Raw genomic sequence first — 15,442 nt, forward strand, 5'->3', positions numbered from 1 at the left:
GTTCAGGTTTCGAGCGCGGAGAGCAGCCTGCGGTCGATCCGCACAAGGGAACCGTGACGTGCGCCTTGCGGCATGACGAGCCGGTCGCTGACGTCATGCCAGGTCACCATGTCGCGCGTGGTCTTCGCGCCCCAGCGGCCATCGCGATAGACATCGTAGTAGCAGACCAGTTCCGCGCCGGCCTGCGCCGTCATCGGGCCTTCCACCCAAGGCGGCGTGAACGGCTCGCCGAGCGGTGCGAACGGTCCGAGAGGCCCGCGCGCGGATGCGGCGCGCAGCCATTTGCGGGGCGGGTTCAGGGTCTCGTCCTTGACCACCAGCCAGAGTCCGCCGTTCGGCGCATGAGAGAACGTACCGTCGATCACGCTGAAGCCGGGGTCATAGAGCACTTGCGCCGGGGCAAAGCTCTCGAAGTCGGCGGTGGTGGTGTACCAGAGCCGGTGGTTGTAGCCGCCTTCGGATGTGCCGGCGGTTTCGCGAAAGCGGCCTTCCACGGTGCTGGACCAGAAGATCACCGTGCGGCGCGTGGCGGGATCGTAGATCGCCTCGGGCGCCCAGCAGTTGCGGGTGCCGGGAACGGCGGCCATGACCGGGATCGCGCGCTGGGGTGTCCAGTTCACGAAATCGCGCGTGGTTGCATGGCCTATCGTCACGCCCTCCCACGCCGTGGTCCAGATGCAATGCCAGGGCGCATCCGGTCCCTCGCCGCGCCAGAGGAAGGGATCGCGCAGGAGCTTCTTCTCGCCGACCTGCGGCACGAGGAAGGGCTTGCCCCCGCCGAGCGTGCGGAAGGTGAAGCCGTCCTCGCTCACCGCCAGTTTCAGCCCGTCCGCCTCGCCCTTGCCGGTGCTGAAATAGGCGAAGAGCAGCGGACCTGCCGGTTCCACCGTGCCGGTGCGCGTGGTCGCGCAGCCGGCCAGTGCGGCCGCGCCCAGGCAGAGCGCGCGGCGGTCAAGCAGCGGGTTCATCGGCGCGCTTCCTTCGGCGGCACGAGTTTTACGTGGGTAGCGCTGTCACGGTCCACGGCGATCACTCCGTCCTTCTCCTTCAGTTCCGCGATCTGGAGCACGCTGCGGCGGTTCCAGTCGGGGTTTGCCTTTGCCTCGTCCTCGCCGCCCTGATGCACGAAGTAGACGATATAGGCACGGCCCTCCGAGACGATCACATCGGGATGCTGGCCCTTGGCGCGGTCGGTCGGTGCCTGTCCGGGCGTGGCAAGGATGTGGCCGGGCTGGGTGGTCCATTGCTTGCCGTCATCGCTGCGCATGACGAGCAGCCCCTTCCAGGCGTCGGAAACCAGCCACCAGCGGCCTTTCCACCGGAACGCCTTGGGGCCTTCGCCGGGGGTCGCGGTGAGGCGGTCCTTCACGCTCCAGTGGACGAGATCCTTGCTGTCCGCCGTGCGGATCGCCTTGCCCATGCGCTCGTCATTGAAGAACAGGCGGTAGCCGCCCTCCGGCAGCGCGACGACACTGGCGTCGATCACCCTGTCCGAACCGAGATCGAGACGGTCGCCGCATGTCCACGATTTCAGGTCGGGGCTGGTGAGATGGACGATGAAGCGCGGGGCGTTCCAGTCGCGGAACACGCCGGGTACGACCGTCAGCCACATGTGCCACTCACCGTTGAAACGCTCGATATCCGGCGCCCACAGCGTTTCGCCGGTGCAACTAGTGGGGATCGAGGCGGTGCCGCCGTAGCGCCAGTGCACGCCGTCTTTCGACCGCGCGGTGCCGATCGCGGTGCCGTGGACCCAGCGCACGTCCTTTTCGTCCTCCATCGGCAGGTCGGCGCGGCGGTTCGTGTAGAACATCACCCATTCGCGTGTGGCGGGATCGTAGACCGTGCTGGGATCTGCAGCGCCGTCATGCACCGGATCGCGGAACAGTGGCTTCGGCGCGACGTCGGCGGCCGGAGCGGTCGCGGCGGCGAGCAGGAGCAGCGAAGCGCCGATCATGCCGCGCGGTCCAAAAGTCGAATGAATTTCAACATGTTCCAATGCATAGAAAGACCTTCCGAGGAGAGTGCAATATGTCGAGTGATCGCCGCCGGTTTCTTGGCCAATATCTGGCTGCGTTGGCCGCTGCGCCGCTGCTGTCCGGCCGCGCGATGGCGGCGGCTCAAGGCGGCATCGCCGTGGGCGAGCGCTTTCCGATCTGGCCGGGCTTCCCGCCCGGACTGCCCAAAGCGGGCGTGAAACAGGAAAGCGTCCTGCGCTCCGGTCCCGCAAACCCGGACGACCTTGCCTGGCCGCATGTCGAGACACCGATGCTCACGGTCTGTCCTGCGGCGAAACCCACCGGCGCGGCGGTGCTTGTCATTCCGGGCGGTGGTTATGCCCGCGTCGCCATGGGAACCAGGCCCTCCGCGATTGCGCGCTGGTTCGCCGGGCAAGGAGTGACCGCGTTCGAACTGCTCTACCGCCTGCCGCACGACGGCTGGGCCGGCGGGCCGGACACGCCCCTGCAGGATGCCCAGCGCGCGATGCGCGTGATCCGCGTCCATGCGGCGAAATGGGGGGTGGATCCTGCCAACGTCGCCGCCATCGGTTTTTCGGCGGGCGGACACTTGTGCGGCAGCCTCGCGACGCGCTTTGCGGCCAAGGTCTACGATCCGGTCGACGCCGCCGATGGGCAGGATGCGCGGCCGATCGTGGCGGGCATGTTCTTTCCAGTCGTCAGCATGGTGCCGCCGCTCGCCCACGGGCAGTCGCGCCGGGAACTGCTGGGAGCGAGCCCGGGCGACGACCTGTCGCGCCGCTATTCGGTGAACCTCGATGTTCCGGCTGTCACGCCGCCGATCCTGCTGGGTCATGCCGCCGACGATGCGGTGGTCGATTGCGGTAATAGCCTCGCCATGTTCGAGGGCTGCAGGGCGGCGAAAGTTCCTTCGGAACTGCACATTATAGAGAAGGGCGGGCACGGCGCCCCGCTGTTCGAGCCGGATGGCCGTGCCGGACTGTGGTTGACGCGGTTTGCCCGTTTCGCGGCCCGGCATGGGCTGCGGATTCCCTCCGACGGGGCGTGATATGCGGGAGCGACGATTGAATTGAAGCGATGGGACTTTGAGGAGCGGCATCTTGCGGCCCATCAGCGTCCCGTCCCGAGCGGAACGATCCGGAAATTGCGGATGCGCAAGTGGCTCCTGGTCGTGCGCAACGCGAACCAGCCCCGGCTATAAGGCGCGGTATCGGCCATCGTGAAAAGCCGCTTGCCGCCGAAGTCCACCGTCACAGTCACGCCATCGGCGGCAAGGCGCATCGGCACCCAGCGATTGGCAACGAGCCGCGCAGCCGGATCGGTCCGGCCATGCTCGGGCCGCAGCGGACGATTGCCCGGTTCGCCCACATAGCGGCGCATCCGCGTGGTCGTGTTGCGATTGCCGCCGATGCCCACGTAGTAAGTCTTGAGTGTGTCGTAGTCGGCAAAGGCCCCGCTGCGGGGGCGGGCCAGGGGCGATCCGTCCGGTGCGGCGGGGTCGGTGGCCATCCAGAAGGCGTTGACGTCGCTCACCGCATCGTTCGGCCCGCCGGCCGAAACGGCCATGACCTCGTATTCGATGGCGACGGCGCCGCGCAGTTCCTCGTCCCACCAGACCGAGAGCCCTTCCGGCGTATCGATGTCCATCACGCCGCCCTGCACGGTGATGCGCGGGGGCGCTTCCGCCTCGACGCGCCAGTGCGAGAGGCCGTGGCGGAAGTCGTCCGTTAGAGGGTTCGTCGCCGCCGACAGCGACACAAGTATGAGGGCGGCCGCGAGACACTTCACTCCAGCGCATCCCCGATCAGCGTCAGGTTCACGGTCGCGGCGATGCCCCACTGCGCGGCATCGTTGGTGGAGACTTCGGCGATCTCGTCCACCGGCTTGAGCACGGCAGCGCCCGCCACCTTGTTCGCGCCGCGCGACTGGTCGCGTCCTTCGCGGTCGCCTGCGCCGAAGAACTCGCCCCAGGCGCGCTTGACGAGGTCCGGCTTGCCGAGCTGGACCCCGGCATAGGCGGTGTAGCGCGAATGCGCCTGCGTCAGCGCGCGGCCCTTGCCCGATGCACCGGTGCGCGCGCGGAATTCCGCCTCCGGCGCGTTGTAGAGTTCGCAGTATTCGAGCCAGGTCTTGCGGAACGCCGGTTCGTCCAGCAGTTCCAGCAGTTCGGCAGTGATCTCGAACACGCCGAACACGCCGTTGAGGTGGCTCATGTTCACTTCGCTGCCGCCGCCAACGAAGCGGCCCGAGGCAAGGTCGAAGGCACCGCCGCCTGCCAGCCAGCCCTTGGGCAGGGCGGCGATGGAGCGCATTCCGGCGACGATGCGGTCGCGCCATCTGGTGTCTCGCGTGCGTTCCCATTCGGTGAGCCAAGCGCCCAGCAGCGAGCCCCACACCGTGCCGAACTGCATGAAGATCTGGCCATCGGGCAGCGGCTGGTCGGCCACTACCGCGCCGGTTCCGGCGAGCGGTCCTGCGCGGTGGAGGACCTTGCGGCCGATATCGACCGTTTTCAGCGCATGATCGCTGTCCACCAGACCGCGCATCAGGTCGCCGCAACGCTCATCGGTGGTGAGATAATAGTAGAAACGGCGATAGGCGGCGTTGGAGATGCGCGGCTGCTTCGAACTGTCCGCCCAGTGCTGCACCCCGTGGCGCGTGCCCAGGCCCTTGAAGCGGCCGGAGTGATAGACGTCCACCTCGCCGGTGTGGCGCGTCATCGCTTCGGCGAGGCGGAACACGTCGGCGCGGGCCGTGCGCAGGAAGCCGTACCACAGCCACATGTCGGTCGAGAGTTCGCTGTTGTCCCACGCGAAACCGCCGATGTCGTAGCGCCAGACGTGCCGGTCGTTGTCATAGCTGTGCATGACGTCGCCGTAGTTCCAGAAGCCGTACCAGCGGCGCTGGTCCACTTGCCCGATATAGAAATCGAGTTCCTGTTTCGCCCGCGCCTCGATCTTTCCGCGCAGCGGGCCGCCGGCAGCAATCGGACTCCACGGGCCGAACAGCCCGGCGGAATGGACTCGCGCGACATTGGCGACCAGACGCGGCGGTGTGGCAAGGCCCTTGCCCATCTCGGCCAGACGTTCGCGCGGCGGCGTGGCGGGCAGGGCCCAGATGCGGAATTCGGTGGTGCGGGCGATGCCCGAGGCATCTCCCCAGCCCGGTTCGTAATCCTCGTAAGTCACGTCGAGCCCGCGGTTCTGCGCTTCGAAGCTCTCCATGCCCATGACGTCGTGATAGAAGCGCTGGTCCATCGCCGGGGCATCGGGGGCGTGGTACCAGACGGTGAAGCGGGCAGTGTCGCCCGCCGCATCCGAGATGTCGAGGCCGACAGGGCAGCGCTGCCAGAAATCGTGCATTCCGAAAGCGACGCCGCCCGATGGACCGCCGATATAGCCGAATCCCGGCGCGCGGCCTGCAGTATCGACGTCGATCCAGCCGCAGCCCGGCTTGGTGCGCTTGACGATGGAAAAGCCGTCCGAATTGGGCTGACGCAGGCGGAAATCGCCCCATGCGGGAATGTATTCGATGTTCTGGCGCACCGCCGCGCCCATCTGGTCGAGCGGGGGCGTGGCCGCGCCCGCCACTTGCGCATCGCGGAAGGCCTTGCCAGGATCGCGGCGCAGGCCGGTCAGCGGGCGCACGGCCTCGCCCCAGAGGCCGCCATTCTCGCCCGCAAAACGAACGTGGCGATCGTGCAGCTTGTCGCGCATCGGCACCGCGCCTTCGAGGCCCAGCCCGCGAATGAAGCGCCTGGCGGGATCGCCATCGAATATCATCGAATGGACCAGCCGCACACTGTCCGAGCCGGTGTGGAAATAGAGGCGGACGGAGAAGGGCATCCAGTCTCCGGGCTCGTTGCCCATTTGGCCGCGATGGCGCCCGTCGAGCTTGATGACCGCGCGGATCGGGCCGCTCTGTTCTACCGTGGCGCTTTCGATGGCGCTGGTCCAGCGGGCGAGTGTGGGAGCGCCGTCCTCGTCATCGGGGCGGTCCTGCGCGCTGGCGAGCAGGCGTACCGATTGCAGCACTTCGCTCGCCCCCACCCGCGCCGAGCGGATCAGGGCCTCGCCGGATTTGCCGACGGTCCAGACGGTCTGGCCCACGGTGACAGTGATCGCATCGCCCGCCTCATGCACGGAGAGCGTCTGCTCCGGTTTGGCAGTGCCGGGAACGACGCGCAGCGAGCCGGTGCGGGCCCCATTGGCGGCGGTCGCATGTCCGGTCCACTTGATAGAGCCGTCCGGCCACCATGCCATTGGCCAGGTCTGCACCGCCTCGCGCTTGCCGCCTGCGGCTTCGAGAACATAGCCGCGTTTGTCGAGCCGGGTGCCGCGCGGCCAGGGTTGGCCCCAGGACTGGCCCTCGTGCGCGGAGGGAGCGCCGCCGTCGAGCCAGACCACGTCGTCACCCGTGGAAATGCGGGAGCCCAACGGCTCTTTCGTGGCGAGCGGTGCAGCGTCGACGCGCCCGGCCGTGAGCGCCATCGAACCGACAACGGCGGATGATGCCAGGCTTTGCGCCAACATCTCGCGGCGGCTCCAGACCAGCTTGCTCATGTTCTCTCCCTTCCCGATCGGGTATCTTATGTGGGATGGTATTTCATCATGTGGGTTTAACCGTCAACCGGCCGGATAAGAAAAAGTGTGCCGACGACCTGGTCGCAGCCGATCTGTTTTCGAGGATTGCCAACCACGGCGCGCGCCGCCATGCCCGCTTCATGCCTCTTTCGCGAATGCACGAGCCCGGCACAGCGGTGCCGAAGAGCTCTTTGCCGGTCTGGTTTCCTCTGCTTGCCCTGATCGTACTGGGTTGCAACTTGCGCAGCCCGTTGACAGCGATCCAGCCGGTTCTTGGCGAGCTTCGCGCCAGTCTCGGACTGGGCAGCGTAGGCGCGGGACTGCTGACCAGCATTCCGGTGCTGTGCTTTGGCTTGCTGCCACCGCTGATGTCGCCCTTGATTGGGCGTATGGGCATCGACCGGTCGATTCGACTCGTACTGATCGGCGTGGCTGCGGCGACAGTGATCCGGCCCTATACCGGGATCATCGGCATGTTTGGCGGAACGCTGGTGATCGGTGTCTGCATCGCAATGGGCAACATCGTTTCGCTGATGCTGATCGCGCGCGATTTCCGGCGCAATGTGAACGGGGTTACCGGGTTCTACACCGTATCGCTCAATCTGGGCGCGATGCTGACACTGGGCTTTACCGCACCGATTGCTGCATGGGGAGGCTGGCAGATCGCGCTTGCCGGGTGGGTCTGGCTGACGCTGCTGGCTTTGGCATCGCGGTGGCTGATCGACCGGCAGGGGCGCCTGGCGGAGCATGTCGAGCCCGATGCAAGTGACGCATCGAAATCGCAAACCGCTCCTGAAAGCGCGATGCCCGCCATGGTCGTCTGGCTCATGATCGCGGCATTCGCGATCCATATCTTCGCTTATTACGGCCTCACCGCCTGGCTGCCGACCTTCCTGAAAACGGCCGGGGGAATGAGCGGCACGCAGGCGGGAGTGGTGGCATCCTCGTTCCAGATTCTCTCGCTTACCGGCTCGCTGGGCATTCCGATGCTGGCGCGGCGCGTTTCATTGGGGCGGTTGCTTGTGCTGATGGGGGCGGTCTGGACGGTGACGCCGCTGTGGATCGTGGCAGCGCCCAGCCAGTGGATGTTGTGGTCGCCGATCGGCAGTATCGCGCATGGAGGCACGTTTGTGCTCATCTTCATGATGATCATGAAGTTCTCCCGCACCCTGGACGAGAACCGCAGGATTTCCACGAAAGTTCAAAGCGCGGGCTATTGCTTTGCGGCGCTGGGGCCGGTCCTCATCGGGTGGCTTCAGGGATGGCCCGAGGGCTGGTGGCTGGCGTTCGGGCTGCTGGCCGTACTGACCCTTGGCCTGATCCCGGCAGGGCTGGCGATCGACCGGTATGAACAGCGGCGAGGCTAGCCTCGCCGCTGGAATTTCGGGTCATTTACCCGGCGGCGGCGCACCGAGGTAGAAACCGGTGTGTGGCGGCTGGTTATAGGCCGTGTTCTGCCATGCCACGCCCGCACGATAGACGGGGTCCTGCATCAGTGCGACGAAGCGGTGCATCGTCGGATAAGGCGTCGTGTAGATGCGCAGTTCGCGGTTGTCGGCGCGGCGCCAGATCACTTCCTCGCGCCAGTCGCCGATGAGATCGGCCTGGAGTGCCGGGTTCGCCTTGGTGCCGTTGTTCGATGCAAGCCCTTCAGGGGCGAGAATCGGTGTCGCCACGCCGCGCTCCCAGTCCCATTTGGAAATGGTGGTGCCGTCCAGCAGTTCGCGCAGCAGGTCGCCATCCCACCAGATCGCGAAATTCATCTGGCGCGGGCGTGGGCCGATCGGCTGGCCCTTGGTGTCGAAAAGACGGTCCGAGTTTGAGCCCCAGAACTCCGCGCCGTAATGCCGGGGATCGATGTCGGCGGCGACACCGCGCCCGGTGTCCTGTTCGGCCGGCGTGGTCCAGAGCACTTCGCCGGTCCGCGCGTCGAGCAGGGCGGAGCCAAGCCCGCCATTGCTGCGGATATCCTCGAAGACGCCGAACTTCTCGAGCCCGGGACGCGCCGGGTCGAGGTCGCCGACATGCATCGTGTCGCCGTGGTACAGCGGCCGGGTCCAGAGGCCCTTGCCGTCATCATCGATCGCCATCGAGCCGTAGATCACCTCTTCGCGCCCATCTTCGTCGACGTCGGCGATGGAAAGCTGATGATTGCCGCGCCCGGCGTAGTCACCGTTGCCCGGAGCGGAACTGTCGAACAGCCAGCGCTGGGTCAGTTTGCCGCCGCGCCAGTCCCAGGCGGCAATCGCGGTGCGGGCGTAGTAGCCGCGTCCGAACACCATGCTCGGCAAGTGCCCGTCGAGATAGGCGACGCCGGCAAGAAAGCGGTCGGAACGGTTGGCGTAGCCATCTCCCCATGCGGCAGCGAGCTGTTCCGGCGTCGGATTGCCGCCCGGATAGCGCGGGGGATCGTAAGGTGCGGTAGCCAGCGCCTTGCCGGTTGCGCCTTCGAAAACGGTCAGGAATTCCGGACCTTTGACGATCCGCCCCTGCATCGGCGCGACCTTGGTGCCATCGGCCAGCACTTTGGCCCCGGTGCGGTCCTGCTGCGGCACTTCGCCGCCGCTGCTGCGCCAGTCCGCCCTGGCGTCGCCCATGACCTTGCCCGTGCCGTCCACGGTGCCGTCGGCGGTTTTCATCGCCACTTCGGCGCGGCCGTCCCCATCGAAATCGAAGACGAGGAACTGGGTATAGTGCGCTCCGGCGCGAATGTTCCGGCCGAGGTCGATGCGCCAGAGCCGGGTGCCGTCGAGGCGATAGGCGTCAAGGAAAACGCTGCCGGTATAGCCGGTGTGGGCATTGTCGTGGCTGTTAGTGGGGTCCCACTTGAGCACGACCTCATACTGGCCGTCTCCGTCGAGATCGCCCACGCTCGCATCGTTGGCGGTATAGGAAAAGGCTTCTCCGGCCGGAGTTACACCGTCGGCAGGGGGAACGAGCGGGATCGACAGATAGCCCTTGTCCCACATCATGGCACGCTGCGGGCCCGCGCGATCACCGATGCGCTCCACCGAATAGCTGCTTTGCGGCGTGCCGTGGGCATCCACGAATGTTGTTGCCGCGCCGGCTTTGGTAAGGTGAATCTGCTTGCCGTCACGCAGCACGCGGAAGCGGGAATCTTGCGGATCGTCGGCAAGAAATCGCCAGTTTACAAGGATTCCACCGTCCTTTGCGGGGAGAGCGACTGCCCCCCGGTCCAACCGTTCGGCGGCAAGGCGGCCGGGCGGATTCGCGCCGAGCGCGGGGCCGGTTTCCGCTGCGAGGCAAACAAGCCCGATCATCAGGTTCAGTGCGCGGATTTTGGCCGCCATTTGCAACATCCTCCGGGTTTGGAACCATCGTGGTCCAAATTATAGCATTGCATCCCACATATCGGTTCAATAAGTGTCCGTCTAGAAACTGATTCGATCAGCGACCGGAAAACCGGAACAGACAAGATCGACAGGGGTAAAAGAGGGGATTGGATATGCGTAAGCATGCCGTTGGAAATACGAGGATTTCTCGCACATCGAAGTTCACCGGCCATGCCTTGAGAGGCGTTTCCGGACTGGCTCTGGCAGGAGCCCTCGGCGTTTCCCTCCCCGCATATGCTCAGACTAGTTCGGAAGATCAGGGCGCTGTTGCCGAAGAACCGGCCAAGAAGCCGATAGACGACAAGACGGCGGAAAAGATCATCACTACCGCCAACGACATCGTCGTCGTCGGTACGCGGGCCTCGCTGCAATCGGCAACCAACCGCAAGCGCGAAGCGAGTACCATCGTCGATTCCATCGTGGCGGACGATATCGCCAGTTTCCCTGACAAGAACATCGGAGATTCGCTGGCCCGCATCACCGGCGTCCAGCTTACCCGCGATTTCGGCGAGGGAACGGCAGTCTCGATCCGAGGTGTCGAGCCGGACCTCAACCGCGTGGAAATCAACGGCGTCAGCCAGGTCAGCGCCACCGGCAGCCGCGCGGGTGACTTCCGCGAACTGGCGACCGAACTGGTCAAGTCGATCGACGTCTACAAGGGCTATGCGGCCGACCTTACCGAGGGCGGCATCGGCGGCACCGTGCGCGTGGAGACGCGCAAGCCGCTCGACCTGAAGGCCCCGCTGATGACGGGGGTGGTTTCATACCAGAACCTCGATACGGCGGAGACCTGGAAGCCGCGCATGACCTTCGTGGCCGGCACACCGAAATTCCTGATCGACGGCCTCGGCGTGCTGGTGAACGTCACTTACAGTGACGTGGATACCCGGCAGGATTATATCAGCAATACCAACTGGTCGCGCCTTGCCGACTTCGATCATTCGACCGAAAAGACCGTCGCGAACCCGCTTTACGCCAACTACAACACTTACGAGAGCTGCGCCGGCGTAGGCGGGGTGACCACTTCGGCGGCGACCGCTAATCGGCTGGCTTGCGAAACCCAGTTCTTCGACTGGGCACCAACGGTTCCGCGCTATCGTAGCTGGGTTCGCAATGACAAGCGCATTTCGGGCGATCTCGCGCTGCAATACCAGATCGCTCCGAACTTCCGGGCCTATGGCCAGGTGCAGATCAACAAGCGCAACCAGAACCTGCAGGATACCAATTATTCCGTCGACCTGACCCGTGTCGAGCGATTCAACCTCGATCCGGCATTGCCGGCGGGCGCAAACGGCGGAACTTCGCGCCGCCAGGTTCAGCTCGGTACTTCGACGGTCAATGAGAACCATGTCGTTACCAGCGTGCAGACCGCGCTCAATGCCGTGAACATCGGCACGGTGGCCGTGCCCAACTGGAACGGCGCTGCGAATATCGTCGGCGTGCAGCGCCGCGATTTCAGCTACGATCAGGATTCAAAGTACTTCACTGGTGGTTTCCGCTGGGACCTGAACCGCCTGCATATCGATTTCATGGGCTCTCACGCCAAGGCGACCACCGTGTCGGAGAGCAACCTGATCTCGCTCGGCACCAGCGTTGCCGGCATCACCGTCGATCGCAACAACGAGCAGGGAATCCCGGTCTTCACTTTCCCGTCGGAGTTCGATCCCGCCGATCCGGCTGTCTATTCGGACTTCACGCGGACGGGCGCCAACGGGCAGGTCCTGCCGGTCTACGGCCCGGCGCTGCAGTATCGCCCTTCGCAGGCAAGCAATACCGAGGACCAGCTCAAGTTCGATGCGGACTGGGAAATCGATCACCCGATCGTCAGCAAGTTCGAGTTCGGCGGACAGTTCCGCAAGCAGAAGTACGTCAGCTATAACGGCGGCGGCACCCGTCTTATCGACCCGGCGACCCTGACCTACCAGCAGAGCGCCAACGTGTCCTATACGACCCAGATCCAGGACAATCCCGCCCAGATCCGCAACGGCAATACCTGGTATCTGACCCCGGCGCAGTACCAGTCGCTGATTTCCGCGGTCGGCGGCACGCTGGGCGGGGCCCCGCTGTTCAGCGGCCTCAAGAATGCGCCTTCCGGCATTCCCTCCAACATCGCGTTCCCGAATTTCGATGCCGATGTGCTGTCGCAGTATTACGACCTCTCCGGCTTCGACCAGGATCTGGTGCGCAATGCGGACGGCCTCTCGCAGATTCCGGCCTATCTCATCAAGGAGACGGTCTACGCCGGTTACATCATGGCGGATATCGACACCGAAATCTTCGGCATGCGCCTGACGGGCAATGCCGGCTTGCGGTGGACGCAGACCAAGGATCAGGGGCTGGGCACCAACATTTCGCGCGTGACGCGCACGACGGCGACCGGCGGCACCGAAACCGTGGTTATCGCAGCCCAGGAAGCGCGTATTTCCAATACTTACACGGACTTCCTGCCCGCCTTCAACGCCAACCTGGCGATTACGCCGGACCTGTCGCTCCGCGCCAACTACGCCAAGAACCTGGCGCGTCCGCGGCCGACGGATCTGGTGCCGAACATCAACTGCCTCGACGACCAGACACTGACCGGCGCCGAGGATGTCTGCACCGCAGGCAATCCAGACCTCAAGCCCTATCGCGCCGATCAATGGGAAGTGAACCTGGCGTGGTATCCCAACGCCGATACCATGATCAGCCTCGGCTACTACAAGAAGTACGAATCCAGCTTCGTCATTCCGAACGTGGTGCGCAGCGGAGTGGACCTGTTCCACGACGGCATCACCTATACGGTGCGTCAGGCGGTAAACGGCTACGGCGCGCTGCTCGACGGGATCGAGGTAAGCGGCCAGACCGTGTTTACCTTCCTGCCACAGCCCTTCGACGGGCTCGGCCTGACCGGCAACATGACCTATGCCCGCGCAATCCGCACGAACCTGACGAACAGCGCGACGGGTCAGGAACTGAAGGAATATCCGGGGCTTTCCAAGTACACGTACAATGCCAGCGTTTTCTACGACAAGGGCTTCCTGAACGCACGCCTCAGCTACAACTATCGCTCCAAGTGGCTGAGCACCGTGCTGGATGCGGCGAATGGCAATAACCCCTTGTACCGCAAGGCGGAAGGCTATCTCGATGGCAAGGTAACGCTACGGTTCCCGAAGTATCACTTCAACGTTTTCTTCGAGATGCAGAACATCAACAAGGAATACTCGAAGGTCTACATCAACAAGGATATGCCGGTGGATCTTTACTATCCCGGTCGCCGCATGTTCATCGGTGTGCAGGCCAAGCTCTGACCTGAGCCGGAATTTTCGGTATCTGTTGCGGATCGCCCGTCCTGCCGATCAGGCATGGCGGGCGATCCGCATTCAGGCATGGCGGTTCAGTCCGCCGCCTTCGCAACTCGGGCAAGGCGGCGCCGCACGAGAACGATCGTGCCGGCAGCAAGGACCGCCAGCCCCGCTGCGGCCATGGCGACATGTTCGATGCGACCCAGCTTTCCGAATGCCATTTCTATCGCCTGCCCGAAGGTATAGCCGATAGCTGCAATGACGATGCCCCATACCGTTGCGGCCAGCGCATTCAGGACGATGAAGCGGCGTGCGGGAATGGAAGAGGTGCCGATAGCGATGGGGCTGACGGTTCTCAGCCCGTAGAGGAAGCGAAAGGCCAGGATGAAGCCCACCGGGTGCCGCTCGAGCAGCGCGAGCGCACGCGCAAAGGCCGGCTTCTCCGACAGCGCGCGTACGGCTGGCCGGGCGCGGAAATGCCGGCCGAGGAAGAAGAAAATCTCATCGGCAAGGAAGGAGCCGATTGCTCCGGCCGCCATCACTCCGCCGATCGGCAGAAGCCCTTGATGCGCGAGCAGCCCGCCCGTCATCAATGCGGTTTCACCTTCCGCGGCAGCGCCCAGCCCTACCGCCAGCAGTCCGAAATGGGCGATAAAGGTTTCTATGGACATTGGCTGCCCTGCTCGGCCAGCCAGGCATCCAGCAGGTCGGAGGTTTCCCGTGGCACGTGAAGGCCGAGCTTGCTGCGGCGCAAGAGAATGTCTTCGGCCGTCCGCGCCCATTCCTCGCGCACGAGATACTCGGCTTCGCATTCATGGAGCCCGCCGCCGAAATCCCGGCCAAGGTCGCCGGGGGCGCGGGCTGGCCCGAGCCATGCGGTAGCCCTCGTGCCGTAGGCGCGGGCGACGCGATGAAGCAGGAGCGCCGGCATCAGGGGATAGCGGGCCGTCAGATCGGACAGGAACCGCTCGAAATCGGCATCGGGGAAATCACCGCCGGGCAGCACCGCCCCGGCGGTCCATGCACCTCCCATTTCGGGGAAAAGGCCGGATAGCTGCGCCATCGCATGCTCGGCGAGCTTGCGATAGGTCGTGATCTTCCCGCCGAAGATGCTGAGCACGGGCGGGTGGTTACCGTTCGCCTCCAGATCGAGGACATAGTCGCGGGTAACCGCAGAGGCGTTGCGGGCATGGTCTTCGTAGAGCGGCCGGATGCCGGCGTAACTCCACGCGATGTCGGCGCTCGTGACGCGGCGATCGAAGTAGCGGTTGACCGTGTCGCACAAGTACCGGATCTCCCCGGCGCTGATCTCGGCCCTGGCCGGCGGCCCTTCCCATGCTTCGTCGGTCGTGCCGACAAGGGTGAATTCGTCCTCGTAGGGAATGGCGAAAACGATCCGGCGATCCGGGTTCTGGAGCATGAAGGCGTGTTCGCCCGGGTAGAGGCGCGGCAGGACTACATGGCTACCCTTCACGAGGCGCAGGCCGCGATCGCTGTTGTCTTTACCGAGCCGGTGCAGAACGTCCTTCACCCATGGCCCGGCCGCGTTGATCAGCGTTCTGGCGCGAATTTGCCGCTCTTGCCCGTCCTGTTCGAGCGTCGCCAGCCAGTGGTTGCCCTCGGCCCTTGCCGAGGCGAGACGGGTGCGGGTAAGAATTCGGGCACCGCGCGCGGCGGCGTCCATGGCATTCAGGACGACGAGGCGGCTGTCGTCCACCCAGCAGTCCGAATAGACGAATGCCCTGCCGGGATCGGGCTTCAGGCCGCTGCCTAACGGAGAGCGGGAGAGGTCAACGCTTTCGGTGCCGGGAAGCTTTCCCCGGGCACCGAGATGATCGTAGAGGAACAGGCCAAGGCGCACCAACCACGCCGGGCGAGGCGACTGCGACTGCGGCAATACGAAGCGCAGCGGGCGAATGATATGCGGCGCCATTCCCAGCAGCCGCTCGCGCTCTATCAAAGCTTCGCGAACCAGACGGAATTCGCCATATTCCAGGTAGCGCAGGCCGCCATGTATCAGCTTGGTCGATGCGGAGGACGTGTGACCGGCCAGATCGTCCTGCTCGACCAGCATCACCGAGAGCCCGCGGCCCGCCGCATCGCGAGCGATGCCCGCGCCGTTCACGCCGCCACCGACGATCAGCAGGTCAAACGTCTGCGGCGCGGTCGAATTCGGCAAGGTGATACGGCGTCTCCTGACTTGGGGCCGACCGTGTCCGCTAATCCGCTGCGTTGCAAGAGCTTCG

Annotated in this window: 10 protein-coding genes; 3 read left to right on the plus strand and 7 right to left on the minus strand. The window is 64.9% G+C overall.

Annotated elements, in window-relative coordinates; genetic code table 11:
- Nucleotides 1-2 precede the first annotated feature (2 nt).
- A complete protein-coding gene (locus ACLIMP_RS16320) occupies nt 3-968 on the minus strand; it encodes a glycoside hydrolase family 43 protein (protein ID WP_324699156.1) in 966 nt (321 codons plus the stop codon).
- Nucleotides 965-1,957: a family 43 glycosylhydrolase gene (locus ACLIMP_RS16325; RefSeq protein ID WP_324699154.1), complete on the minus strand. Its 993-nt coding sequence runs from the start codon at nt 1,955-1,957 to the stop codon at nt 965-967. Before ACLIMP_RS16325 ends, ACLIMP_RS16320 begins: the two co-directional genes overlap by 4 nt.
- Before the next feature lie 74 nt (nt 1,958-2,031).
- On the opposite strand from ACLIMP_RS16325, the gene ACLIMP_RS16330 reads away from it, so the two are divergent.
- Entirely contained in the window at nt 2,032-3,027 is a 996-nt protein-coding gene (locus tag ACLIMP_RS16330; RefSeq protein WP_443478551.1) for an alpha/beta hydrolase, read from the plus strand.
- Nucleotides 3,028-3,089: 62 nt separating this feature from the next.
- On the opposite strand, the gene ACLIMP_RS16335 is transcribed toward ACLIMP_RS16330, so the two are convergent.
- Entirely contained in the window at nt 3,090-3,767 is a 678-nt protein-coding gene (locus tag ACLIMP_RS16335; protein WP_443478552.1) for a DUF6250 domain-containing protein, read from the minus strand.
- A complete protein-coding gene (locus ACLIMP_RS16340) occupies nt 3,764-6,541 on the minus strand; it encodes an exo-rhamnogalacturonan lyase family protein (RefSeq protein ID WP_443478553.1) in 2,778 nt (925 codons plus the stop codon). Before ACLIMP_RS16340 ends, ACLIMP_RS16335 begins: the two co-directional genes overlap by 4 nt.
- 212 nt (nt 6,542-6,753) lie before the next feature.
- Between ACLIMP_RS16340 and ACLIMP_RS16345 the strand changes: the two genes are divergently transcribed.
- Entirely contained in the window at nt 6,754-7,929 is a 1,176-nt protein-coding gene (locus tag ACLIMP_RS16345) for an MFS transporter (RefSeq protein ID WP_443478554.1), read from the plus strand.
- Nucleotides 7,930-7,950: 21 nt separating this feature from the next.
- On the opposite strand, the gene ACLIMP_RS16350 is transcribed toward ACLIMP_RS16345, so the two are convergent.
- Entirely contained in the window at nt 7,951-9,873 is a 1,923-nt protein-coding gene (locus tag ACLIMP_RS16350) for a rhamnogalacturonan lyase (protein ID WP_255351617.1), read from the minus strand.
- A 155-nt stretch (nt 9,874-10,028) separates the two neighbouring features.
- Here ACLIMP_RS16350 and ACLIMP_RS16355 point away from each other — a divergent pair, with 155 nt between their 5' ends.
- Complete coding sequence (locus ACLIMP_RS16355; RefSeq protein ID WP_185999196.1) at nt 10,029-13,202, plus strand: TonB-dependent receptor; 3,174 nt, start codon at nt 10,029-10,031, stop codon at nt 13,200-13,202.
- Nucleotides 13,203-13,288: 86 nt separating this feature from the next.
- Here the strand turns inward: ACLIMP_RS16355 and ACLIMP_RS16360 are convergent, their stop codons facing one another.
- Both ACLIMP_RS16360 and ACLIMP_RS16365 read right to left on the minus strand, forming a co-directional pair.
- Entirely contained in the window at nt 13,289-13,867 is a 579-nt protein-coding gene (locus tag ACLIMP_RS16360; protein ID WP_324699149.1) for a DedA family protein, read from the minus strand.
- Complete coding sequence (locus ACLIMP_RS16365; protein ID WP_443478555.1) at nt 13,858-15,375, minus strand: glycerol-3-phosphate dehydrogenase; 1,518 nt, start codon at nt 15,373-15,375, stop codon at nt 13,858-13,860. The genes ACLIMP_RS16360 and ACLIMP_RS16365 overlap by 10 nt, the downstream gene beginning before the upstream one ends.
- Nucleotides 15,376-15,442: the final 67 nt, after the last annotated feature.

This window comes from Novosphingobium aeonii (assembly GCF_052279045.1).
GTDB lineage: Bacteria > Pseudomonadota > Alphaproteobacteria > Sphingomonadales > Sphingomonadaceae > Novosphingobium.